We start from the raw sequence: 21,309 nt of genomic DNA on the forward strand, positions 1-21,309 counted from the left end.
CTACGTTCTGTAGTCACTCGAATGCAATGGGCCAGGCGGACATGGCGAGGGTGGCGATGTTGAGGAGGTCGGTCTGGGTGGCGCCGTCGCGGGACTGGGTGGACATGCCCTGGATGACGGCGGCGTAGAACGTCGCCAGGCCCGCCGTGTCCGTGCCGGCCGGGAGGCGGCCGGCGGCCAGGTCGCCGTCGATGCGGGCCTTGAGTGCCGCCTTGCTGCCCTCTCTGAAGTCGCGTAGCAGCTCCTCGACCTCGGCCGACTCCGGCCCGCAGTTCACCGCCGCCGTGATGATCAGGCACCCCGTCGGGTGTGAGCGGCTCGAATACTCGATGGCGGCCTCCCGTAGCACGCGCTCGATGGCCTGGCGGCCGGTCGGCTCCTCGGCGAGGGCGCGCGTCGTGAAGGCCCCGTACGTCTCCTGGTAGCGCCGCACCGCCTCCTCGAACAGCCGCCGCTTGTCGCCGAAGGCCGCGTACAGGCTGGGGGGACGGATCCCCATCGCGGCGGTCAGCTCGGCGACCGAGGTCGCCTCGTAGCCGTGCCGCCAGAACGCGAGCAGCGCCGTTTCCAGTGCCGCTTCCCTGTCGAACGCCCGCTGTCTGGCCATGCCGCCATTCTATAGCGATCGCTATGTTATGTTTTCTGTATCGATCGCTAAAGAAAGAGGGATCCCAGGATGAAGACCGCGCTCGTGACGGGAGCCAGCAGAGGCATCGGCCGCGCCATCGCGTTGCGCCTGGCCAGGGACGGCTTCCGGGTGGCCGTCAACTACGCGGAAGACGGGACGGCGGCCGAGGAGGTCGTCCGCCTGATCGAGAAGGACGGCGGCAGCGCGTTCGCCGTCCGGGCCGACCTGGGCCGGCCGAGCCACGTGCTCGTGGAGCGGCTGAGGGCCGAGACGGCCGTCCTCGACGTGCTGGTCAACAACGCCGGCATCGGCACCTCCCAGCCCATCGCCGAGGAGACCCCGGCGGCGTACGACCGGTTGTTCGACGTCAACGTCAAAGGGCTGTTCTTCCTGACCCAGCAGCTGCTGCCGCTGATCCCCGACGGCGGGCGGATCGTCAACATCACCTCGGGCGTGACCCGCATCGCCTTCCCCGAGGGGATCGCGTACGCGATGACGAAGGGCGCGGTGCAGGTGTTCACGCTGGCCCTGGCCAAGGAGCTGGGCCCGCGCGGCATCACGGTCAACAACGTCGCCCCCGGCATCATCGACACCGACACCAACGCGTCCTGGCTGCGCGGCAACCCGGACGGGGAGGCGTACGCGGCGAGCAGGCACGCCCTCAACCGGGTCGGCCACGTGGACGAGATCGCGAACGCGGTGGCCTTCGTCGCCTCGCCGGAGGCGAGCTTCATCACCGGCAGCACCATCGACGCCACCGGCGGCGGGAACCTCTAGGAGCCTGGAATGCCCACAGTCACCCACAGCTCGGGCGCCGTCCACTTCCAGCGGGCGGGCAGCGGCCCCGGCCTCGTCATGGTGCACGGCTCCGGCGGCGACGCCGCCACCAACTACGCCCACCTCGTGCCGGGGTTCGCCGACCTGCGCACCGTCATCGTCCCCGACTACGCGGGCAGCGGCCAGACCGCCGATCCGGGCGGCGACCTCACGCTCGACCTGCTCGCCGGCCAGGTCGCGGCCACGTTCGAGGGCCCGTCCGACCTCGTCGGCTTCTCGCTGGGCGCGGCCGTGGCCGTGGCGGTCGCCGCCGAGCACCCGGAGCTGGTCAGGCGGCTGGTGCTGATCGCCGGCTGGACGCACGTGGAGGACTCCCGGCTGAAGCTCGGCCTGCGCACGTGGGCCAGGCTGGCGGAGACGGACCCGGAGAGCTTCGCCGCGTACGGGCCGCTGGTGGGGTTCGCCCCCGAGTACGTGAGCGCGGTCGGCGCGGAGGCCCTCATGGCCGGCGAGCCACCGCACGGCGTCCGCCGCCAGATCGAGCTGGACCTGCGCCTCGACATCAGGGACCTGCTACCGAAGATCACCGCGCCCACGCTGGTCGTCGGCAACACCCGGGACTACCTGATCCCGGTCGGGCACCACCGCGCGCTGCACGCCGCTCTGCCCGGCAGCGAGTACGCCGAGCTGGACAGCGGCCACGTCGTCCTGCACGAGCGACCGGCCGAAGTGACGGCCCTTATCCGAGAGTTCATCACCCGCGTGACCGTTGATTGATTGCCCTGGTTACGCTCCAGCCTCATGCAGACCAAGAATCTCGTCCTCACCGGGGCCGCCGCGCTGTGCGCGCTGGCCCTGGTGGCGCCCCCCGCGCAGGCCGGCACCGCCTCGGTCACCGTCACGGTCATGGGCACGTCCGACCTCCACAGCAACGTCCTCAACTGGGACTACTTCAAGGACGCCGCGTACGCCGACAGCGCGGGCAACAGCATCGGCCTGGCCAAGGTCTCCTCGCTGGTCAACCAGATCAGGGCCGAGCGCGGGGCGGACCGCACGCTGCTGTTCGACTCGGGTGACACCATCCAGGGCACCCCGCTGGCGTACTACTACGCCAAGGTCGAGCCGATCACCCAGACCGGACAGATCCACCCGATGGCCAAGGCCATGAACGCCATCGGATACGACGCCGTGACGCTGGGCAACCACGAGTTCAACTACGGTCTGCCGCTGCTGGCCACCTGGATCAAGCAGATGCGGGCACCGGTGCTCGGCGCGAACGCGGTCTACGACAGGACGGGGCTGCCCGCCTACAAGCCGTTCGTGATCAAGACCATGAAGGTCAAGGGCGAGAAGCCGGTCAAGGTCGGCGTGCTCGGGCTGACCAACCCCGGCGTGGCCATCTGGGACAAGGCGAACGTCGAGGGCAAGCTCCGCTTCACCGACCTGGTCGAGTCGGCGAAGAAGTGGGTGCCGGTCATCCGCGGGCTGGGCGCGGACGTGGTCGTGGTGACCGCGCACGCGGGCGACAGCGGCCTGTCGTCCTACGGCGGCGACCTGCCGGTCGAGAACGCCTCCGCGATGGTGGCCGAGCAGGTGCCGGGCATCGACGCGGTGCTGTTCGGGCACGCGCACAACGACGTGCCGCAGCGGTTCGTCACGAACAAGGAAACGGGCCGGCAGGTGCTGCTGACCGAGCCGGGCAGGTGGGGCCAGCGCCTGTCGAGGCTGGACTTCCAGCTCACCAAGCAGCACGGAAGGTGGGTGGTCACCGGCAAGTCCGCCGCCACGATCAACACCAACACGGTCCAGGAGGACCCCAAGATCGTCCGGCTGCTCAAGCCGCAGCACGACACGACCGTCGGCTACGTGAACAAGGTCGTGGCCAAGTCGGCTCAGGCGCTGTCGGCCGCGGAGTCGCCGTACAAGGACACGCCGATCCTCGACTACATCCAGCAGGTGCAGGTGGAGACGGTCAAGCAGGCGCTGCCGGACAACACGCTGCCGGTGCTGTCGATCGCGGCGCCGTTCAGCCGCACCGCCGTCTTCCCCGCCGGCGACATCCGCGTCAGGGACGTGGCCGGTCTGTACGTCTACGACAACACGCTGCTGGCGGTGAAGCTGACCGGCGCGCAGATCAAGGACTACCTGGAGTACTCCGCCAAGTACTTCAACCAGCTCGCCCCCGGCGACCCGGTGGACGTGACCAAGCTGACGAACGCCGGCAACACCCCCGACTACAACTACGACCAGCTCTCCGGGGTCTCGTACGACATCGACATCTCGAAGCCGGTGGGCCAGCGGATCGCCAACCTGTCCTATGACGGCGCCCCGGTCCCGGCCGGCAAGGAGTTCGTGGTTGCGATCAACAACTACCGGCAGTCGGGTGGCGGCGGATTCCCGCACGTCACAGGTGCCCCCGTGCTCTACAACGCGCAGGTGGAGATCCGCCAGGCGCTGATCGAGTACGCCACCGCGAAGGGCACCATCGACCCGAGCGGGTTCGCCGTCCAGAACTGGAAGCTGACCAGGGACGGGGTTCCCGTCTTCTGAACCGCCGTCACAGGTAGGACGGCCCCGTGACCCGGTGCCGGAACGTCCACCACACCCAGCCCTGGGCGGACACCAGCAGCGGGATCAGCGTCAGGATCACCGGCACCAGCACGGAGCCGGAGGTGCCGGGCTCCAGCGGCAGCCGGAGCCCGGCCAGCACCCCCACCGCCACCAGCGCGGCGGCCGTCACCAGGTAGGTGCGGGCCTCGCCCGCCCCGCCCGACAGCACGGCCGCCCGCTCCCGCAGCGGGCCGCGCAGCCGCAGGGCCGCGAACGCCAGCCCGTGCGTGGCGAACAGCACGGCCACCACCAGCACGGCCACCACCAGGGCGGGCGGCCTGCCGATCAGCACGTGGCTCAGCAGCATCCCCCAGCTCAGCGCCAGCCCCCAGCTCCCGGCCACGATCGCGCCGTCCCAGAACGCCTGCCACCGCAGCCCCGGCATCCGCCCGCGCAGCCACAATCCCATGTCACGCACGACCCACGCCAGGACCAGCGTCACGACGAGCGTGTAGTTGCCGCTCAGCAGCTCGCCCTCCAGTTCGGGGAACAGCCCGGCCAGCACGCCCGCCGTGGCCACCAGCCACACCTCGTTCCCCAGGAAGAACGGCGCGATGGCGGCGATCACCTCGCGCCGCTCGGCCGCCGACCTGCCCAGGTACGGCAGCACCATGCCGACCCCGATGTCGGCCCCGGCCAGCACGAGGTAGCCGAGCGCGAAGAAGGCCAAGACGAAGATCTCCATGACGGCTCCTCAGAAGCTCAGGGCAGGGGTGGCAGGGGCGCCCAGCGACTCCGTGCCGGGTCCGCGGCGGGCGTGTCTGGCCAGCAGCCAGTAGTTGATCGCGATCAGCACCGCGAACACCGAGGCGAAGGCGATGATCGAGAAGCGCATCTGCGCCGCGGTCACCGGTGACATCGCGTCGGCCGTCCGCAGCAGCCCGAACACGGCCCACGGCTGGCGCCCCAGCTCCCGGAAGACCCAGCCCGCCAGCATGGTCACGAACGGGACCGGGATCATCAGGGTCAGCAGCCAGTGCCACAGCCGGAACCCGCGTACGACGGGCCGGATGAGCATCAGCACGAAGCTCAGCGCCGCGACCACGGTCATCACGAGCCAGAGCGTGATCATCGTGATGCCCGCCGCCTGCACGGGACCGACGGGCGGCAGGTAGTCGCCGGGGCCGTGCGCCGCTACCATCTCGGCCTGCGCCTCGGCCAGCCGCTCCGGCTCGGCCGCCCACGCCGCCGTCTTGGTCGGCTGCAGGGTCTGGAACGAGAGCCCGCCGAAGGTCACGGTGAAGAACAGCGCGGGGAGCGCCACGCCGACCCCGATGCGCAGCGACTTGCGGAAGAAGTCCTGCTCGGCGGTGCGTTTACGCAGGTGGTACGCGCTCACCCCGGCCATGAAGAACCCGCCGGTGATCATCGCCCCGCCCATCACGTGCCCGAACCCGATCAGTGCGGACGGATTGCCCACCATGGCCCCGAGGTCCGCCAGCCGCAGCACGCCGCCGTCCAGCACGTGCCCGGCAGGGTGCTGCAGGAACCCGTTCGCGACCATGATCCAGAAGGCCGACGCGTACGCCGTCAGCGTCACGACCCAGATCAGCGCCAGGTGCGCCCACCGGTTCAGCTTGTCCCAGCCGAAGATCCACAGTCCCAGGAACGTGGACTCGACGAAGAACGCCACCAGCGTCTCGATGGCCAGCGCCGACCCGAAGACGTTGCCCGCGTACTCCGTGAGCCCGCTCCACGACAGCCCGAGCTGGAACTCCATGACCAGCCCGGTGACGATGCCCATGGCGTAGTTGATGATGTAGAGCTGGCCCCAGAACCGCGTCATCCGCAGGTGCACGGGGTCGCGGCTGAAGGTGGCCCGGGTCTGGACGACGGCGACCAGCGTCGCCAGTCCGAGCGTCAGGGCCACGAAGAGGAAGTGCGCGCCCGCCGTGAGGGCGAACTGCAGGCGGGCCAGGTCCACGGTGTCCATGCCCAGAGCGTCCCGGTACGGCTCCGCCCGCCGCGTCATGCCCGCGCGGCAACCTGGCGTACATCCCGGGTCGCACGAGGGCTCCCGGGCTACGACTCAGGGAGTAACCCAGCCCGGGACGATCATGCCGGCCTCGTACGCGATGACCACGAGCTGGGCCCTGTCGCGTACCGACAGCTTGGTCATGATGCGGCTGACGTGCGTCTTCGCGGTGGCGGGGCTGAGCACGAGCCGGGCCGCGATCTCGTCGTTCGACAGGCCGCCGGCCACCAGCGTCATGACCTCGCGCTCGCGTTCGGTGAGCGCGTTCAGCTCGGGGCCGGGCTCGGGGCGCTTGACCCGGCCGGCGAACTCGGCGATCAGCCGGCGCGTGATCGACGGCGCGATCAACGCGTCGCCCCTGGCCACGACCCGGATCGCGTGGATCAGCTCGGCCGGCTCGGTGTCCTTGACCAGGAAGCCGCTCGCGCCGGCGCGCAGCGCGGCGTACACGTAGTCGTCCAGGTCGAACGTGGTCAGGATGATCACCTTGACGTCCGCCAGCCGGGGGTCGCCGGTGATCTGGCGGGTGGCCTCCAGGCCGTCGAGCTCCGGCATGCGGATGTCCATGAGCACCACGTCGGGGCGGTGCTCGCGGGCTCCGGCCACGGCCGCCACGCCGTTGGCGGCCTCGGCGACGACCTCGAAGTCGTCCTCGTCGCTGAGTATGGACCGGAACCCGGCCCGTACCAGGGTCTGGTCGTCGGCGAGCAGTACGCGGATCATCACGCCCCATTCCTGAGCGGCAGCCGGGCGACGACGCGGAAGCCGCCCTCGGGACGCGGGCCCGCCTCCAGGGTGCCCCCGAGCGCGGTGGCGCGCTCGCGCATGCCCTGCAGGCCGAAGCCACTGCCCCCGTCGTACGTGGCGCCCGGCCCATCATCATCCACGCGAATCATGATATTTCCGGACGTGTTGTTGATTATGAGGGTGGCCTGCTTCGTACCGGAGTGGCGGGAGACGTTGGTCAGCGCCTCCCGTACGATCCGGGCGGCGGCCAGGTCCACCTCGGTCGGCACGGCGTCGAGCCGGCCCGACAGATCCGTGCGCACCTCCAGCCCCGACGCCTCGACCAGCGCCTCCACCCGGGCCAGGCTGTCGGCGGGCGCGGTCGGCGCGTCCTCGTCCACCTGGCGCAGCACGCCCAGAGTGGTCCGCAGCTCGCGCAGCGTCTCCTTGCTGGTGTCCTTGATCGTCCGCAGCGCCGTCTCGGCGTCCTCCGGCCGTTTCTTGAGCCCGTGCAGGGCCGCCGCGGCCTGAACGTTGATCATGGAGATGTTGTGCCCGAGCACGTCGTGCAGCTCTCGCGCGATGCGCAGCCGCTCCTCGCTCGCCCGCCGCCTGGCCTCCTCCTCCTTGCTGCGCTCGGCTTCGAGCGCGCGCTGCTCGACCGCCCGCAGGTAGAGGCGGCGGCTGCGGGTCACGCTGCCGAACGCGATCGCCGCCACCTCCCAGCCGGCGATCATGATGAAGAGGCTGTTCTCGACGTGCCGGACGCCGCCGCTCTCGCCGAGCCCCATGCCCAGCAGCGACGCGGCCCCGACGGCGATGGCCGGGGTGAGGTGGCCCTTCTCGGCCGTGGTGTAGAGGTTGACGAACGGCAGGATGACGAGGGGCCCGTCGAGCCTCGCGTACGGGTAGTAGACGGCGACGCAGACCATCACCAGGATCAGCGCCGCGACGGGATAGCGCTCCCGCAGCAGCAGCCCGCAGCAGGCGATGATCGGCAGCGTCACGTCGAGGACGTTGGGCTGCGCCTGGCCTCTGGTCGCGTAGGTGAGGGCCATGCCGGTCAGCAGGCCCGCGATCACGACGAGTGACACGATCGTGCTGGTCGACGGCTTGCGCATGCTCCCATTCTGGGGGGTAATCGCCGGGGCGCATCTGGGTAGAGCAGGTAAATGAGCACAAACGACGACCTGCGGGAGGTCGAGGAGGACCTGGTCCGGTTGAGAGCCGAGAACCAGGACCTCCGCAACCATATCCGCGACGTGGGCGCGACCGACCAGGTGGAGATCTCGGCGATGATCAGCCAGGCGGACGAGCAGGAGGAGCTGATCGCTCAGCTCGAAGGCCGCCGCGACTCGCTGCTCAAACGCCTTGCGGCGGAAGGGGGCGCCTGAGCGCGGCGCCGACCTCGTGCAGGTGGCGCAGCGCCTGCCCGTACGACTCGATCAGCCCGGTCTGGAGATAGTCGACGCCGATCTCCGCGCAGTACCGCTCGACGATCGGCTGCGCCCTGCGCAGGTTGGGGGCCGGCATGTTGGGGAACAGGTGGTGCTCGATCTGGTAGTTGAGCTGACCGAGCGCCACGTCCGCGAACAGGCCGCCCCGCACGTTCCTGGAGGTGAGCACCTGCTTGCGGAGGAAGTCCAGATTGTCCTCCGCGGTCAGGATCGGCATGCCCTTGTGGTTGGGCGCGAACGTGCACCCCAGGTAGATCCCGAACACCCCCTGGTGGATGACCAGGAACAGCAGCGCCTTGCCGACCGGCAGGACGGCGAAGACCAGGCCGAAGTAGAGCACGAAGTGCGTGAGGAGCAGCGTCAGCTCCGTCCCGCGGCGCTTGGCCTCCGGCTTGAACAGGGCCTTCACGCTGGCGATGTGCAGGTGCCAGGCCTCCAGCGTCAGCAGCGGGAAGAACCAGAAGGCCTGATATTTCGCGACAAATCGCGGTAGGCCGATGCTCTTGGCGACCTGCTCCTCCGACCAGACGATCACGGCGGGGGAGACGTCGGGGTCGTGGTCCTCGTGGTTGGGGTTGGCGTGGTGACGGTTGTGCTTGGTGGTCCACCAGCCCCAGCCGAGCCCGACGGCGAGGTTGCCGATGATCAGGCCGGCGACGTCGCTCGGCCGCCGGGTCCTGAAGACCTGCCGATGGCCGAGATCATGGGCGAGGAACCCCAGTTGCGCGAAGACGACGGCCAGCGCGACGGCCAGGAGGAGCTGCAGCCACGAGTCGCCGAGCCAGAGGAACAGACCCCAGCCGCCGAAGTAGACGGCGGCCATGATCGTCATTCTGATCGCGTAATAAAAGGGACGCCGGTCAAGAAGGCCGGCGTCCGTGATCATGCGGGCTAGTCGGGCGAAATCACTGCCTCTGGTGTCGAGCCTGCCGGGACTGGCCACGGGTCTCCTTACAAGTGCGAGGTAGGTGACCCTAACCTTTGCGCATCGGGGCCGGATCCGGAAGCATAGGCTTTCCGGAGTGATCTACGCTGACACCCCGCTTACCCCCGAAATCCGTGCAGTCGCGGCCCTGACGTGGGGCGTCACCGGAAACGGCGAACGATTGCACGGTGGCGAGGAGTCCGCCGCGTACCAGCTTGACGGCCATGTTATCCGCGTCGGCCCGGTAGGTCGGCCCATCGCCGAAACCGAGTGGTGTCACGCGGTCGCCCGCCACGCCGCCGCCACGCTTCCGGAGGCCGTCGCACCCGTGCCCACGCCCGACGGAGCGACGGTCGTCATGGTGGCGGGCCGCCCGATCTCGTGCTGGCCGTACGTCGAGGGCGGCTGGCCGGACTCCGACGTCCCCGCCCAGCGCGCGGCGGGCGCCCGCCTGCTGGCCCGGCTGCACACGTCGCTGGCCACGTTCCGCCCGCCGCCGCGCCCGGTGCCCGCCTTCCAGGAGTCCGGCCTGTACGGCGACCCGCCCCAGGACGCCCTCGAACTCGGCGATCCCGCCCTCGACCGCTGGCTGGCGGAGTTCCACGCCCGGCACCCGCTGCGCCACCCCCTCCATGGCGACTACTACACCGGCAACACCCTCGCCAGGGACGGCGGCATCGTGGCGGTGCTCGACTGGGACGAGACCTTCGTCGGCGCGCCGGAGGTGGAGCTGGCCGCCGCGTCGCTCGAATGGGGGGATGACGAGGTGGGGCCGAGCAGGGAGTTCGTGGCGGCCTACCACGAGGCCGGGGGCACCGCAGGGGAGCTGGACGAGGAGGCGCTGGCCCAGCTCGTCCGGCACAAGCTGCGCAGGGAGTACGCGTACTTCCGGAAGGCGGCGCGCGCGGGGGTGCGGCACGACGAGGAGGACCTCGAATACCACCGCGCCCGCGTGGCGCTCTTTCACAAGCTGCGCCCATGAGAGGGCCCGTGAAAGGGCCCGACAGCGGCTGACAGAGATCTGGCAGTGGCCCGGAGCATCGTTCAAGGCATGACACACGTGCTGATCGTCGGCTCCGGGCCGACCGGACTGACCCTGGCCATCGAGCTGGCGCGCAGAGGCGTCGGCCTCCGCATCGTGGAGAAGTCGCCGGAGCCGCCCACGGGCGTGCGGGGCAAGGGCCTGCAGCCCCGAACGCTGGAGGTCTTCGACGACCTCGGCGTGGTGGACGAGATCCTCGCCACCGGCCGCGAGTACCCGAGCCTGCGCAGCTACCAGGGCGACCAGGTGGTCTGGGAGGGGCGGATGGACGAGATCCGGGAGCCGTCCGCCGACGTGCCGTACCCCAACCTGATCATGCAGCCGCAGTGGCGCACCGAGCAGATCCTGCGCGACCGGCTGGCCGAGCTGGGGCACGAGGTCGAGTTCGGCGCCGAGGTGACCGGCTTCGAGCAGGACGAGGACGGCGTGACCGTCACCCTGGGCACCGGCGAGCAGGTTCGCTGCGCGTACCTGGTGGGCGCGGACGGCGGTCGCAGCGTCGTACGCAAGCAGCTCGGCGTCGGCTTCGTCGGCGACACGTTCGAGAGCGAGCGCATGCTGCTGGCCGACATCACGACCGACGACCTGGACCGCGAGCACTGGCACGTGTGGGGCTCACTGGCCGAGCAGAAGATCCACTTCACGATCTGCCCGCTGCCGAACACCGACGTCTTCCAGCTCGTCGCCCCGTACACCGGTGACGACGACCTGATCGCGCTCGTCGCCGAGCACGCGCCGCACGTGCGGATCGAGGAGATCCTGTGGCGGTCCGAGTACCGCGTCAACATCCGCATGGCCGATCAATTCAGGGACGGCCGGGTGTTCCTGGCGGGCGACGCCGCCCACGTGCACACGCCGGCGGGCGGCCAGGGGCTCAACACCGGCGTTCAGGACGCCTACAACCTGGGCTGGAAGCTGGCCGTCGGCACGGAGGCGCTGCTGGAGACGTACGAGTACGAGCGCATGGCCGTGGCCGAGCACGTGCTGGGCCTCAGCACCCGCCTGTACCGGGAGCAGGACAACCAGCGCGGCGACGACACCAACCAGCTCGGCCTGGCCTACCTCGGCAGCCCGCTGTCCGTCGGCGAGCGCGGCGGCGAACGGCTCGGCGCGCTCTTCGCCGAGCAGCGCGGCACCGGCTTCCTGCTGCTGGCCGACACGGGGACGGAATATCCGTTCACGGTGCTCCCGCCGCTCGACGAACAGGAGGGCGTCATCCTCGTCCGCCCCGACGGCTACATCGGCTATCACGGGGACGAGAGCGGCCTCAGCGCGTACCTCTCCGGGTTCGGCATCGCCGCGCCCCTGGCCGACGCCGAACGGTAGCCGTGCTCGCCGAGCGCGGCCCGGCACCTGGCGGCCAGCTCGTTGACGTGGGGATCGGCGGACTCGTCGATCCCGCGCAGCGCCCGCGCCGCGCCGAGCAGCTCGGCCGCCGCCTCCGGCTCCAGATGCTCGGCCACCCCTTCCAGCACGGTCGCCCGCGCGGTCCTGTCGGAGCACGTGGCCATCAGCTCCAGCGCCCTGCGCAGCGGCTCGCGGGGCTCGCGAACCCGGGCCAGCTCGACGTTCATGTACGCCCTGAGCTGGGCCGACACCTCGACGTCGAGCGCCAGCGCCGCCTCCAGCAGCCGGGCCGCCTCGTCCGGGTCGCCGGTGCGCCTGGCCAGCTCGGCCCTGGCGTGCATGACCCTGGCGAGGATCGCCCGGTCCTCGGACCGCACGGCCGACTCCCAGGCGCGTTCGAGTGCGCGGGCCGCTCCGGTGTGATCGCCCGCGCGCCCCTTGAGCTGGCCGACCCGGATCAGGAACGTCATCGGCCCGAGCGGCGTGTCGAGCCCGGAGAGCTCGGCGGCCAGCCGCTCCGGCTCCTCGGCCAGGGCGACCGCCGTGGCGAAGTCCCCGCGGTTCTCCGCGACCAGCGACAGCCAGAAGAACCCGGCCCACTGCCCCCACCGGTCCCCGACGGCCCTGAACCCCTCGACCGCCGGCTCCAGCAGGTCCTCGGCCCCGGCCACCGCCCCGTACTCGAACCGCACGATGCCCGTGCCCAGCAGCGCCGCCGACCTCGTCCACAGGTCGGGATGGTCGCGCAGCCGAGCCGACTGCCGCTCGGTGAGGGACACCACATCGGCGGGCGTGCCGACCCCGGCCAGCGCCCAGGAGTTCAGGGCGGCGGGGTGGTCGGACTCCAGCACAGCGTCGGTCGGCGCGAACCCCGACAACACCCGGCAGATCCCGTGCGCCAGCTCCCGCCCCGGCGGCGGCGTGTCCCCCACCCGCCGCAGCGCCGACGCGGCCTGCTCGGTGATCTCGCGATGCCGCCCGCGGATGATCCACGGCCAGAGCCGCGGCAGGATCACCCTGAGCGGGTCGTCGGAATGGCGCAGCGCCGCGTCCAGGTTGCCCTGCTCGGCGTCCAGCATCGCCAGCCACTTGAGCTGGTCGCCGGTCCGCAGGTGGGGATGGGCGGTCTCGGCCAGCTCGGTGTAGTAGCGGGCGTGGGCCTGGCGCAGCTCGGGGAGGTCGGCGGCGGCGTACTGCCTGATGGTCTCCAGCATCGTGTAGCGGTCGCCGGCGACCGCGATGAGCGACTTGTCCACCAGCGAGGAGAGCAGGTCGAGACCGCCGCCGCAGACCTGGGAGATCGCCTCGTACGTGGCGCCGCCCGAGAACACCGTCAGGCCCCGCAGCAGCTCGCGCTCGCGGTCGGAGAGCAGGTTCCAGCTCCAGTCGATGACCGCGCGCATGGTGCGGTGGCGCGGCTCCGACGTGCGCCCGCCGCGGAAGGCGAGCCGGTCGCCGAGCTGTTCCACCAGCACGGACAGCGGCATCGTACGCAGGCGCGCGGCGGCCAGCTCGATGGCCAGCGGGATGCCGTCCAGCTCGCGGCAGATCCGCGCCGCCGCCTCCCGCTCCACCCGCAGGTCGGGCCGGGCGGCCGCGGCCCGGTCGGCGAACAGCTCGGTCGCCCTCCCCACGGGCAGCGGCAGCACGTGGTGCAGGGTCTCGCCGGGGATGTCGAGCGGCTCGCGGCTGGTGGCCAGGATCCGCAGGCCCGCCACCTCGGACAGCAGCGAGCGGGCCGTGGTGGCGGCCTCCTCGATCACGTGCTCGCAGTTGTCGAGCACGAGCAGGGGCGCGGTGCCGCGCAGGGCCCGGACCGCGTCGGTCGTCTTGAGCGTGCCCTCCAGAGCCGCTCGTACGTCGGTGGCGGTGGCGAGCTCGACCAGCCAGACGCCGTCGGGCACGCGCAGGCTCGCGGCCACCTCGACGGCCAGCCGGGTCTTCCCCGCACCGCCCGGCCCGACGAGGGTCACCAGCCTGGCCTTGCCGAGCTGCCCCTTCAGCCGTGACATGTCCTCCGACCGGCCCACGAAGCTCGTGAGGCGGGCGGGCAGGTTGCTCTTGGGCTCGGCGTCCCGCAGCGCCTCCAGGTGGGCTTCCCGCAGCTCGGGGCCGGGGTCGACGCCCAGCTCGTCGGCCAGGGCCTCCTTGATCCGCTCGAAGAGCGCGAGCGCCTCGGCCCGTCGGCCCCGGGCGGTGAGGGCGCGCATGAGCAGGGCGTGGAACGGCTCCCGTAAGGGGTGGGCGGCGACCAACCCCTCCAACTCCGCCACCAGACCGGCGAGGTGGTCAGGGTCTTCGGCCGCGAGATCGGCGGCGATCCTCGTGGCCAGGGCGGTCAGGCGCAGCTCCTCCAGGCGGGCCGCCGGGGCCGTGGCGAAGGGCAGATCGGCCGCGTCCGCCAGCGCCGGGCCCCGCCACAGCGCCAGTGCCCGGTGCGCGTCACCAGCCCGTACGAGCCGCTCGAACGCCCACGCGTCCACCTCGGCCGGCGGGACGTCCAGCGTGTATCCGGCGGGATGGGACGAGATCACGCCCGGCGCCTCCCTGCGCGCCCTGGACACCAGCGACTGCAGCGCCGCCATCGGATGCGCCGGCGCCTCGTCCGGCCACAGGTCGTCGATCAGCCTGTCCGTGGTCACGACCCTGCCGGGGTCGAGCGCCAGCCGCACCAGCAGCGCGCGCACCCGGGCGCCACCGATCTCGCACCCCGCCACCTGAAGCGGCCCCAGAATCCCGACCCGCATCCACCCTCCCGGCCCGACTCCACAGTACGCACCCCACACGCTCCCACCGCACGCCCGTCGCCATCCGTACTTCGGCTCCGGCCGGCCGCCCGTTGCCGTCGGTACTTCGGCTGAGGTCCCCTGGGGAAGGGCGAGGGGTTGGCCGGGGGAGGTTGGGCCGGTCAGGCGAATGCCTTGGCCTTCAGTGCGGGGAAGCGCTCGACCACCCGGAGGAAGGTCTTGAACCCCATCCGCCCCACCCGGCTGCCGCCGACGAACTGCTCGGCCGCGCGCAGCGAGTCGCGCACGGCGGCGAAGCCGTACTCGCGCATCTGAGCCTCGTAGCCCGCGATGGCCTTGATGGGGTCGCCGCCGCCCGTGAGGGCGGCGCAGAGCAGGCGTGCGTCGCGCAGCGCGGTGTTCGCGCCGATGCCGCGCATCGGCGTCATGCTGTGGATGGCGTCGCCGAGCAGGGTGATGTTCGTGGCGGGCCAGGCGTCGATCGGGATCGAGGTACGGATCGGCAGCAGCGTGACCGTGTCGGGGTCGGACATGTCGACCACCCTGCGCAGGTCCGGATGCCACGACTCGATCCTGTGCGCCACCGTGGTCTTGAGTTGCTCGCCCGACATTTCGGAAATGTTGGCGGGGAAGTGGGCGCCGGACGCGCCGAACGCCCACAGGATGTAGCTGCTGCTGTTGTCCATCAGCGCGCCCTCCTGCTCCGTCACCCCGAACCCGCCGTGCGCCACTCCGTCGCCCAGGTCGTGCGGCGCGGTGAAGAACCCCATGCCGCTGGGCGGGATGACGCTGTTCGGCCCGTCGAGCAGCCGCCGCGCCACGAGCTTCCTGGTCTCGCCGGTGATCGGGAACTTGCCGGCCACCGTCGTGATCCCGGTGTCCACCCGCTCGGCGTGCGGCAGGTACTGCTTGCGCACCCGGGAGTTCCCGCCGTCGGCGGCGACCACGATGTCCGCGGTCGCGCTCGTGCCGTCCGCGAAGAACAGCTTGACCCGCCCGTCGGGGAGCCGCTCGTACCTCTCGTACGTCTTCCCGAACCGTACGACGTCGTCGAGCCCCGACAGCAGCACCTGCCTGAGCGTGATGCGGCTGGCCGAGTGATGGTCGTCGGCCGGGCCGGCCGCCTCGGGCGCCTCGATCACCGCGAGGCGGCCCAGCTGCTCGGTGAGGAAGCCGAAGTCCTGCCCGCTGTGCCGCCCGGTCGTGTCGAGGAACGCCTGCCACAGGGACGCGGGCAGGCAGTCGTGCAGCGCGCGGGCGCCGTTGGGGTCGATGTGCACGCGGTAGCCCTGCAGCCGGTCGGCCGGGGTCCTGTCCCGCTCGTAGACGGTCACGTCGAGCCCTGCCTTGCGCAGCCCCTGGGCCAGGCAGAGCCCGCCGATGCCGCCACCGATGATCGCGATGTTCCGTGTCATGACTCGACTATCATCCATATGGATGACTCTGTCAACCATCCGGATGGATGATAAACTGCGGATCGTGAGACGAGCACCAGAGGAGAAGCAGCGCGATCCCGAGCGCACGAAGGCCCGCATCCTGCAGGCGGCGCTGGAGGAGTTCGCGGCGAAGGGGTTCGCGGGGGCGCGGGTCAGCGAGATCGCCACGAGGGCCGGGGTCAACAAGCAGCTGATCTCGTACTATTTCGGCGGAAAGGAGGGCCTCTACCAGGCCCTCACCGCGCGCTGGCAGGCCGAGGAGAGCGGGTTCGCCGACCGCTCGGCCTCGCTGGGCGCGCTCGCCGCCGAATACGTGCGGGCCAACGCCTCGCGCCGCGACTACGGGCGGCTGATGCTCTGGCGGAGCCTCACCGACGACGGGCCGCCCGACCCGGCGTTCGTCGAGGACGTACGCCGGGATCTGGAGCTCCTGCGCGAGCGCCAGCGGGACGGGGAGCTCCCCGCGGACCTCGACCCGGCGGCGGTGCTGGTGGCGCTGTTCTCGATGGCGGCGGCCGGCATCGCGTTCCCGCAGCTCGTCCGGGCGGTCTGGGATCAGGATCCGGCGTCGCCGGAGTTCGCCGAGCACTACGCGCGGGAGGTCGCCAAGCTCATGGGCCATCTGCGGGGTTCGTGACGATCAAGGGTCCGGGCGGTGGTTTCCTTGTTCGTATGCCTGATCTCGTGGTGGACGGCGGCGACAAGCTCTGCGTTCAACTGCTCATCGAACTGCGCGGTCACGTGCGCGAAGCCGGTCCTGGAGCGGTGATCCACCTCATCGCCACCGATCCCGCCGCGCCCGTCGACCTGCCCGCCTGGTGCCACCTGACCGGGCACGCGTATCTGGGGCCGGTGCCGGGGGCGGAGCGGCCGACGTACGCGCTGCGTGTGGCCGGCGCCGCCAAGGAGACCGAGGACGCCAAGCCCTGGCACGTGGCTTAAGCGGTTAATTCCCTTACCGAATGGGGTGGCCTAGAGTATGAGGGTTATCCGGTTCAGAGAGGGAGCCCGTGAAGCGACCCACGATCGCCGACATCGCCGGCCGGGCGGGAGTGTCCAAAGTGGCGGTCTCCTACGCGCTCAACGGGCAGCCGGGCGTGTCGGACGCGACGCGGGCCAGGATCGTCGCCATCGCCGAGGAGATCGGCTGGCGGCCCAACAGCGCGGCGCGGGCGCTCAACGGCGCCAGGGCCAACTGCGTGGGCCTCGCGCTCTGCCGCCCCGCGCGCATCCTGGGCGTCGAGCCGTTCTTCATGGAGCTGATCAGCGGCATCGAGGGCGTGCTCGCCGACCGCTCGTACGCGCTGCTGCTCCAGGTCGTCACCAGCCATGAGCAGGAGACCGAGGTCTACCGGCGCTGGTGGGGCGAGAGCCGCATCGACGGCGTGTTCCTCGTGGACCTGCACTATTCGGACTCCAGGGTGGTCGAGCTGGAGCGGCTGGGGATGCCGGTCGTCGTCATCGGCCATCCCGCCGAGTCGGGCTCGCTGTCGGCCGTCTGGTCCGACGACGGCGAGGCCGTGCGCGAGACCGTCGGCTACCTGGTGGCGCTGGGCCACCGGCGGGTCGCACGGGTGGCGGGGCTGCCGGAGCTGGTCCACACGACCGTCCGCGACCAGGCGTTCGCGCAGGCGTGCGAGGGCGTGGCCGAGCACGTCACCGTGCACACCGACTACACCGGTGAAGAGGGCGCCAGGGCCACCAGACGGCTGCTCAGCTCGCCCAACCGGCCCACGGCGATCATCTACGACAACGACATCATGGCCGTGGCGGGCATGTCGGCGGCCCAGGAGATGCGGGTCGAGGTGCCGCGCGACCTGTCCGTCGTGGCCTGGGACGACTCGCCGCTGTCGCAGGTCGTCCGGCCGCCGCTGACCGCGCTCACCCGCGACATCCCCGCGTACGGGGCGCACGCCGCCCAGCGGCTGCTCGCGCTGATCGCGGGCGAGACCGTGCCCCCGTACGAGGACCAGGCGGCCGTGCTCACGCCGCGCGGCAGCACCGGCCCCGCTCACACCCCGTAGCGGCGCTCTCGGCGCGTGCCGCGGGCAGGGGCGGGCGGCTGGCAGACCGCGCGTCCCGACCCGCGGCACGTGCCGTCCCCTCCTTCGCGGCACGTCCCAGAGTCGTCTTCGCGTCCCCCCGCTGGGACGGCTCCATCATGAAGGAGTCAGGAGAAGGGCGCCTGAGTACCCCTATACCTAAACGAGACGAGAAATCAGACGAACCGTGACCAGCCGCGGTCGGGGGGTCCTGCGACCGCCGCGCGGGCGTAATGAGTGGTCGGACGGGTAGGCGACCCGCTGAGGGGGTAAATATGGTCGAGCCGGGCCCATGGATCGAGGGGTACGTACGAGCCTGGAACTCCAACGATCCCGACGACATCTCCGCGCTGTTCACGGACGACGCCGTCTACTACACCGAGCCCTACAGCTCGCCTTGGCACGGGCGTGACGACATCGTCGCGCAGTGGCTCGGGCGGCAGGACAAGCCTGGTGAGGCCACGTTCGAGTGGCATCCGGTGAGCGTGGCCGACGACGTGAGCGTTATCCAGGGGGTCACGACATATCCCGACAAAACGTACAGTAATCTGTGGGTGATCAGGTTTGTGCCCGACGGCCGGTGTCGTGAATTCACCGAATGGTGGATGCGACATGATGCCAAATGATGCAATGGGCCGAGCCGTCTTCATCCGAGGAGATCCGTTGAGAGACAACCTCGACCTCGCCGCAAGCGCCCAGGAACTGGCGGACGCCGCACCGACGGGATCGATCGACCACGCCGCAGCCTCGTCCGTGGCGATCACGCTCGCCACGACGCGCGACATCACCGACGCCAGGAAGACGCTGGACGGGGTGGCGCCGCAGGAGGTCCGCGACGCGGCCGTGGCCCTCTTCGAGCGGCTGTCGACCGGCAACTGACGCCTGGACCTCGGGCTCGGGCGCCGCACCGCCGCGCCCGAGCTTTCGCATGCCCTGAGCGGCCCGAGCCGGGTCAGGGGTCGAGCCGGGTCAGGCGTCGAGGCGGGTCCGGACGGCGTGGCGGGCTCTGGACGGGGCCTCGGGGTCGCGATGGAGCTGGAGGGCGTGGTTCAGCGCCATGACCGCGCCGAGCAGCTCGAACGCGAGCTGGTCCGGATCGGCCCCCGAGGGCAGCTCGCCGGCGTCCACCGCGCGCCGGGCCTCCTTGCGCAGCCGTCCGCGCCAGGCGTCGAACCTGGCCTCGACCACGTCCCGCACCGGCCCCGGCCGTCCGTCGAACTCGTGTGCCGCGGCGACGAAGAAGCACCCGCCGGGGAAGACACCGCGCTCCAGGTACGAGATCCACGTCTCGCACAGCGCCCGCAGGCGGGTCAGACCGGGGGCAGCGGGCCGGGCGGGCTCCCAGACCTCGGCGCGGAAGATCTCGCCGGCCCGGTCGAGGACGGCGAGCTGCAGCGCCTCCTTGCAGCCGAAGTGCCCGAGCACGCCTGACTTGCTCATGCCCAGCTCAAGGGCGAGACGGCCGATGGTCAGCCCTTCGAGCCCCTCCGCGGAGGAGATGGCGACCGAGCGCTCCAGGATGGCCGCACGCGTGCCGAGGGCTTCGGCGGCGGATCTGCGGGGACTCATGCGGATACTTTAGCGTCCGAACGTTCGGTTGCTATAGTCCGTCCTCATGACAGGATCACGACTTGTCGCCACAGGTCACTATCAACCGGCAAAAATCCTGACTAATGATGAGCTGGCGACCATGGTGGACACCAGCGACGAGTGGATTACCAAGCGGGTCGGCATCCGTACCCGGCACGTCGCCGAGCCCGGCGAGAGCGTGGCCGACCTGGCCCGGCACGCCGCCGCGAAGGCCCTGGCGGCGAGCGGTCTGGACGCCGCCGACATCGACCTCCTCCTGATCGCCACCTGCACGCAGACCGAGCGCGCCCCGAACATCGCCTCCCGCGTCGCCGCCCGGCTCGGCGTGCCGAGCGCGGCCCTGATGGACGTCGGCGTGTCGTGCTCGGGCTTCACCCACGCCCTGGCCCTGGCCGACCACGCCATCCGCGCGGGCGCGGCCACGAACGCCCTGGTCGTCGGGGCGGACATGATGACGGCCGTCACCGACTGGACCGACCGGACCACGTGCGTGCTGACCGGCGACGGGGCGGGCGCGGCCGTGATCAGCGCGGCGCCGGAGGCGGAGATCGGCCCGGTGGTGTGGGGCTCCGCCCCGGAGCTGGGCACCGCCGTGCGCATCGAGGGCACCCCGACCCGCTTCTCCCAGGACGGCCAGACCGTCTACCGCTGGGCCACCACCCAGCTCCCCGACATCGCCAGGAAGGCGTGCGAGCGCGGCGGCGTACGTCCTGAGGACCTGGCGGCGGTGGTCTTCCACCAGGCGAACCTGCGCATCATCGAACCTCTCGCGGCCAAGCTCGGCGCGGTCGACGCGATCGTGGCGCGTGACGTGGTCGAGTCGGGGAACACCTCGGCCGCGAGCGTGCCGCTGGCGCTGTCCAAGCTGCTGGAGCGGGGCGAGGTCCGGCGGGGGGCGCCGATGCTGCTGTTCGGGTTCGGGGGGAACCTGTCGTACGCGGGCATGATCGTGCGCTGCCCCTGACGCGCCCGGCTCAGGACAGGCCCGGCGGGGAGGTGGAGTCGCGGATCACGAGCTGGCAGGGCATCTTGTGCACCCCCGGCGTCGCCTTCCCGTCGATGGCCGCGAACAGGTGCTGGGCGGCGGTGCGCCCCAGCAGCTCCAGGTTCATGTCCACGGTGGTCAGGGTGGGGCGGGTCTCCGTGGACAGCACCTCCCAGTTGTCGTAGCCGACCACCGCGATGTCCTCGGGCACCCGCCGCCCGCGCTCCCTGGCCGTCTCCATGAAACCGGCCGCGATCTGGTCGCTGCCGCAGAACACCGCGTCGATCTCCGGCTCGGACATCAGCAGCATCTCGGCCGCGTGCCGCCCCCACCGCTGCGACCACGGGCCTGACAGCGTCTGCCCGGCCTGCGGCAGCCCCGCCTCCTCAAGCGCCTGGCGCAGGCCCTCCTCGCGGTCGCGCGACGCCTTGTAGTGCGTGGGCCCCGTGATGTGCGCGATCCTGCGCCGGCCCAGCGCCAGCAGGTGCTTGACGGCCATGGCGGCGGCGCCGACGTCGTCCGGCACGAACGACACGTCCGACGGGTCCTCCGAGGGGCCGTAGGCGTACACGACCGGCACCGGCAGGTCCTTGCTCACCGACGGCCGCGGGCTCGTGCTCTCGCCCACCACAATCAGCCCGTCCACCCGGCGCGACAGCAGCGCCCGTACGTGGTGCTGCTCCCTGATCGCGTCGCCGCGCGCGTCGCAGAGCAGCACGGCCATCTCGCCGGCCCCGAACGCGTCCTCCGCCCCGAGCAGCACCGGGATGCCGAACCGGCCGACGCTGTCGGAGGTCAGCAGGCCGACCGTGCGCGTCTGTCCTGAGATCAGCCCCCTGGCCAGGGCGTTCGGCTGGAAGGAGAGCTCCGCCGCGGCGGCGAGCACGCGCTCGCGCGTCGCCGCCCGCACGTCCTGGCGCCCGTTGAGTGCTTTGGACGCCGTGGCGATCGAGACCCCCGCCAGCGAGGCCACATCGGAGATGGTCGCCCGCTTACTCGCCATGTTTCGAAACCCTTTTCGT

22 protein-coding genes are annotated in these 21,309 nt (G+C 71.1%); 12 read left to right on the plus strand and 10 right to left on the minus strand.

Annotation, left to right across the window (positions count from 1 at the left end; genetic code table 11):
• Nucleotides 1-13 precede the first annotated feature (13 nt).
• A complete protein-coding gene (locus ABZS69_RS26055; RefSeq protein ID WP_355377058.1) occupies nt 14-607 on the minus strand; it encodes a TetR/AcrR family transcriptional regulator in 594 nt (197 codons plus the stop codon).
• 69 nt (nt 608-676) lie between these two features.
• Between ABZS69_RS26055 and ABZS69_RS26060 the strand changes: the two genes are divergently transcribed.
• The 3 genes from ABZS69_RS26060 to ABZS69_RS26070 are packed head-to-tail and all read left to right on the plus strand — an operon-like array spanning nt 677 to nt 3,955.
• On the plus strand, nt 677-1,405 hold the full coding sequence (locus tag ABZS69_RS26060) for an SDR family oxidoreductase (RefSeq protein ID WP_355377060.1): 729 nt from the start codon (nt 677-679) through the stop codon (nt 1,403-1,405).
• A gap of 9 nt (nt 1,406-1,414) precedes the next feature.
• Nucleotides 1,415-2,182 (plus strand): alpha/beta hydrolase, encoded by a 768-nt coding sequence (locus tag ABZS69_RS26065; RefSeq protein ID WP_355377062.1) that lies wholly within the window; start codon nt 1,415-1,417, stop codon nt 2,180-2,182.
• A gap of 24 nt (nt 2,183-2,206) precedes the next feature.
• Entirely contained in the window at nt 2,207-3,955 is a 1,749-nt protein-coding gene (locus ABZS69_RS26070; protein ID WP_355377064.1) for a 5'-nucleotidase C-terminal domain-containing protein, read from the plus strand.
• 7 nt (nt 3,956-3,962) lie between these two features.
• On the opposite strand, the gene ABZS69_RS26075 is transcribed toward ABZS69_RS26070, so the two are convergent.
• From ABZS69_RS26075 to ABZS69_RS26090, 4 genes are read right to left on the minus strand one after another with little or no spacing between them, the layout of a single operon-like run.
• The gene (locus tag ABZS69_RS26075) at nt 3,963-4,700 is read right to left on the minus strand and encodes a cytochrome d ubiquinol oxidase subunit II (RefSeq protein WP_355377065.1); all 738 of its coding nucleotides are present in this window, start codon (nt 4,698-4,700) and stop codon (nt 3,963-3,965) included.
• A 9-nt stretch (nt 4,701-4,709) separates the two neighbouring features.
• The gene (locus ABZS69_RS26080) at nt 4,710-5,987 is read right to left on the minus strand and encodes a cytochrome ubiquinol oxidase subunit I (RefSeq protein ID WP_355377067.1); all 1,278 of its coding nucleotides are present in this window, start codon (nt 5,985-5,987) and stop codon (nt 4,710-4,712) included.
• A 57-nt stretch (nt 5,988-6,044) separates the two neighbouring features.
• On the minus strand, nt 6,045-6,713 hold the full coding sequence (locus ABZS69_RS26085; protein ID WP_355377333.1) for a response regulator transcription factor: 669 nt from the start codon (nt 6,711-6,713) through the stop codon (nt 6,045-6,047).
• Nucleotides 6,713-7,837: a sensor histidine kinase gene (locus ABZS69_RS26090; protein ID WP_355377069.1), complete on the minus strand. Its 1,125-nt coding sequence runs from the start codon at nt 7,835-7,837 to the stop codon at nt 6,713-6,715. The genes ABZS69_RS26085 and ABZS69_RS26090 overlap by 1 nt, the downstream gene beginning before the upstream one ends.
• Nucleotides 7,838-7,888: 51 nt before the next feature.
• Between ABZS69_RS26090 and ABZS69_RS26095 the strand changes: the two genes are divergently transcribed.
• Nucleotides 7,889-8,110 carry a hypothetical protein gene (locus ABZS69_RS26095; protein WP_355377071.1) on the plus strand — a complete coding sequence of 74 codons (222 nt, stop codon included), beginning with the start codon at nt 7,889-7,891 and terminating at the stop codon, nt 8,108-8,110.
• Here the strand turns inward: ABZS69_RS26095 and ABZS69_RS26100 are convergent.
• Nucleotides 8,079-9,005 carry an acyl-CoA desaturase gene (locus tag ABZS69_RS26100; protein ID WP_355377073.1) on the minus strand — a complete coding sequence of 309 codons (927 nt, stop codon included), beginning with the start codon at nt 9,003-9,005 and terminating at the stop codon, nt 8,079-8,081. The two genes, ABZS69_RS26095 and ABZS69_RS26100, sit on opposite strands and share 32 nt — an antisense overlap.
• Nucleotides 9,006-9,195: 190 nt before the next feature.
• Here ABZS69_RS26100 and ABZS69_RS26105 point away from each other — a divergent pair, with 190 nt between their 5' ends.
• A complete protein-coding gene (locus ABZS69_RS26105; RefSeq protein ID WP_355377075.1) occupies nt 9,196-10,080 on the plus strand; it encodes a phosphotransferase in 885 nt (294 codons plus the stop codon).
• 69 nt (nt 10,081-10,149) lie between these two features.
• Complete coding sequence (locus tag ABZS69_RS26110) at nt 10,150-11,466, plus strand: FAD-dependent monooxygenase (protein ID WP_355377076.1); 1,317 nt, start codon at nt 10,150-10,152, stop codon at nt 11,464-11,466.
• Here the strand turns inward: ABZS69_RS26110 and ABZS69_RS26115 are convergent.
• Together ABZS69_RS26115 and ABZS69_RS26120 are read right to left on the minus strand one after the other, a co-directional pair.
• Nucleotides 11,388-14,234: a BTAD domain-containing putative transcriptional regulator gene (locus ABZS69_RS26115; protein WP_355377078.1), complete on the minus strand. Its 2,847-nt coding sequence runs from the start codon at nt 14,232-14,234 to the stop codon at nt 11,388-11,390. The genes ABZS69_RS26110 and ABZS69_RS26115 overlap by 79 nt on opposite strands.
• 161 nt (nt 14,235-14,395) lie before the next feature.
• Nucleotides 14,396-15,649 (minus strand): NAD(P)/FAD-dependent oxidoreductase, encoded by a 1,254-nt coding sequence (locus ABZS69_RS26120; protein WP_355377080.1) that lies wholly within the window; start codon nt 15,647-15,649, stop codon nt 14,396-14,398.
• A 64-nt stretch (nt 15,650-15,713) separates the two neighbouring features.
• Here ABZS69_RS26120 and ABZS69_RS26125 point away from each other — a divergent pair, with 64 nt between their 5' ends.
• The 5 genes from ABZS69_RS26125 to ABZS69_RS26145 all read left to right on the plus strand — a co-directional run bounded on the left by ABZS69_RS26125 (nt 15,714) and on the right by ABZS69_RS26145 (nt 18,591).
• Nucleotides 15,714-16,307, plus strand: coding sequence for a TetR family transcriptional regulator (locus tag ABZS69_RS26125; protein WP_355377082.1), 594 nt, complete (start codon nt 15,714-15,716; stop codon nt 16,305-16,307).
• 35 nt (nt 16,308-16,342) lie between these two features.
• Nucleotides 16,343-16,612, plus strand: a complete 270-nt coding sequence (locus tag ABZS69_RS26130) for a sulfurtransferase TusA family protein (protein WP_355377083.1) — start codon at nt 16,343-16,345, stop codon at nt 16,610-16,612.
• Between the two features lie 68 nt (nt 16,613-16,680).
• On the plus strand, nt 16,681-17,694 hold the full coding sequence (locus ABZS69_RS26135) for a LacI family DNA-binding transcriptional regulator (RefSeq protein WP_355377085.1): 1,014 nt from the start codon (nt 16,681-16,683) through the stop codon (nt 17,692-17,694).
• Between the two features lie 293 nt (nt 17,695-17,987).
• Entirely contained in the window at nt 17,988-18,338 is a 351-nt protein-coding gene (locus ABZS69_RS26140) for a nuclear transport factor 2 family protein (protein ID WP_355377087.1), read from the plus strand.
• 37 nt (nt 18,339-18,375) lie between these two features.
• Complete coding sequence (locus tag ABZS69_RS26145) at nt 18,376-18,591, plus strand: hypothetical protein (RefSeq protein ID WP_355377089.1); 216 nt, start codon at nt 18,376-18,378, stop codon at nt 18,589-18,591.
• Between the two features lie 90 nt (nt 18,592-18,681).
• Here the strand turns inward: ABZS69_RS26145 and ABZS69_RS26150 are convergent, their stop codons facing one another.
• Nucleotides 18,682-19,281: a TetR/AcrR family transcriptional regulator gene (locus ABZS69_RS26150; RefSeq protein WP_355377091.1), complete on the minus strand. Its 600-nt coding sequence runs from the start codon at nt 19,279-19,281 to the stop codon at nt 18,682-18,684.
• A gap of 46 nt (nt 19,282-19,327) precedes the next feature.
• On the opposite strand from ABZS69_RS26150, the gene ABZS69_RS26155 reads away from it, so the two are divergent.
• On the plus strand, nt 19,328-20,266 hold the full coding sequence (locus tag ABZS69_RS26155) for a beta-ketoacyl-ACP synthase III (RefSeq protein WP_355377093.1): 939 nt from the start codon (nt 19,328-19,330) through the stop codon (nt 20,264-20,266).
• A gap of 10 nt (nt 20,267-20,276) precedes the next feature.
• Here the strand turns inward: ABZS69_RS26155 and ABZS69_RS26160 are convergent, their stop codons facing one another.
• The gene (locus tag ABZS69_RS26160) at nt 20,277-21,290 is read right to left on the minus strand and encodes a LacI family DNA-binding transcriptional regulator (protein WP_355377095.1); all 1,014 of its coding nucleotides are present in this window, start codon (nt 21,288-21,290) and stop codon (nt 20,277-20,279) included.
• Nucleotides 21,291-21,309: the final 19 nt, after the last annotated feature.

Source organism: Nonomuraea sp. NPDC005650, from assembly GCF_040605375.1.
Classification (GTDB): domain Bacteria; phylum Actinomycetota; class Actinomycetes; order Streptosporangiales; family Streptosporangiaceae; genus Nonomuraea.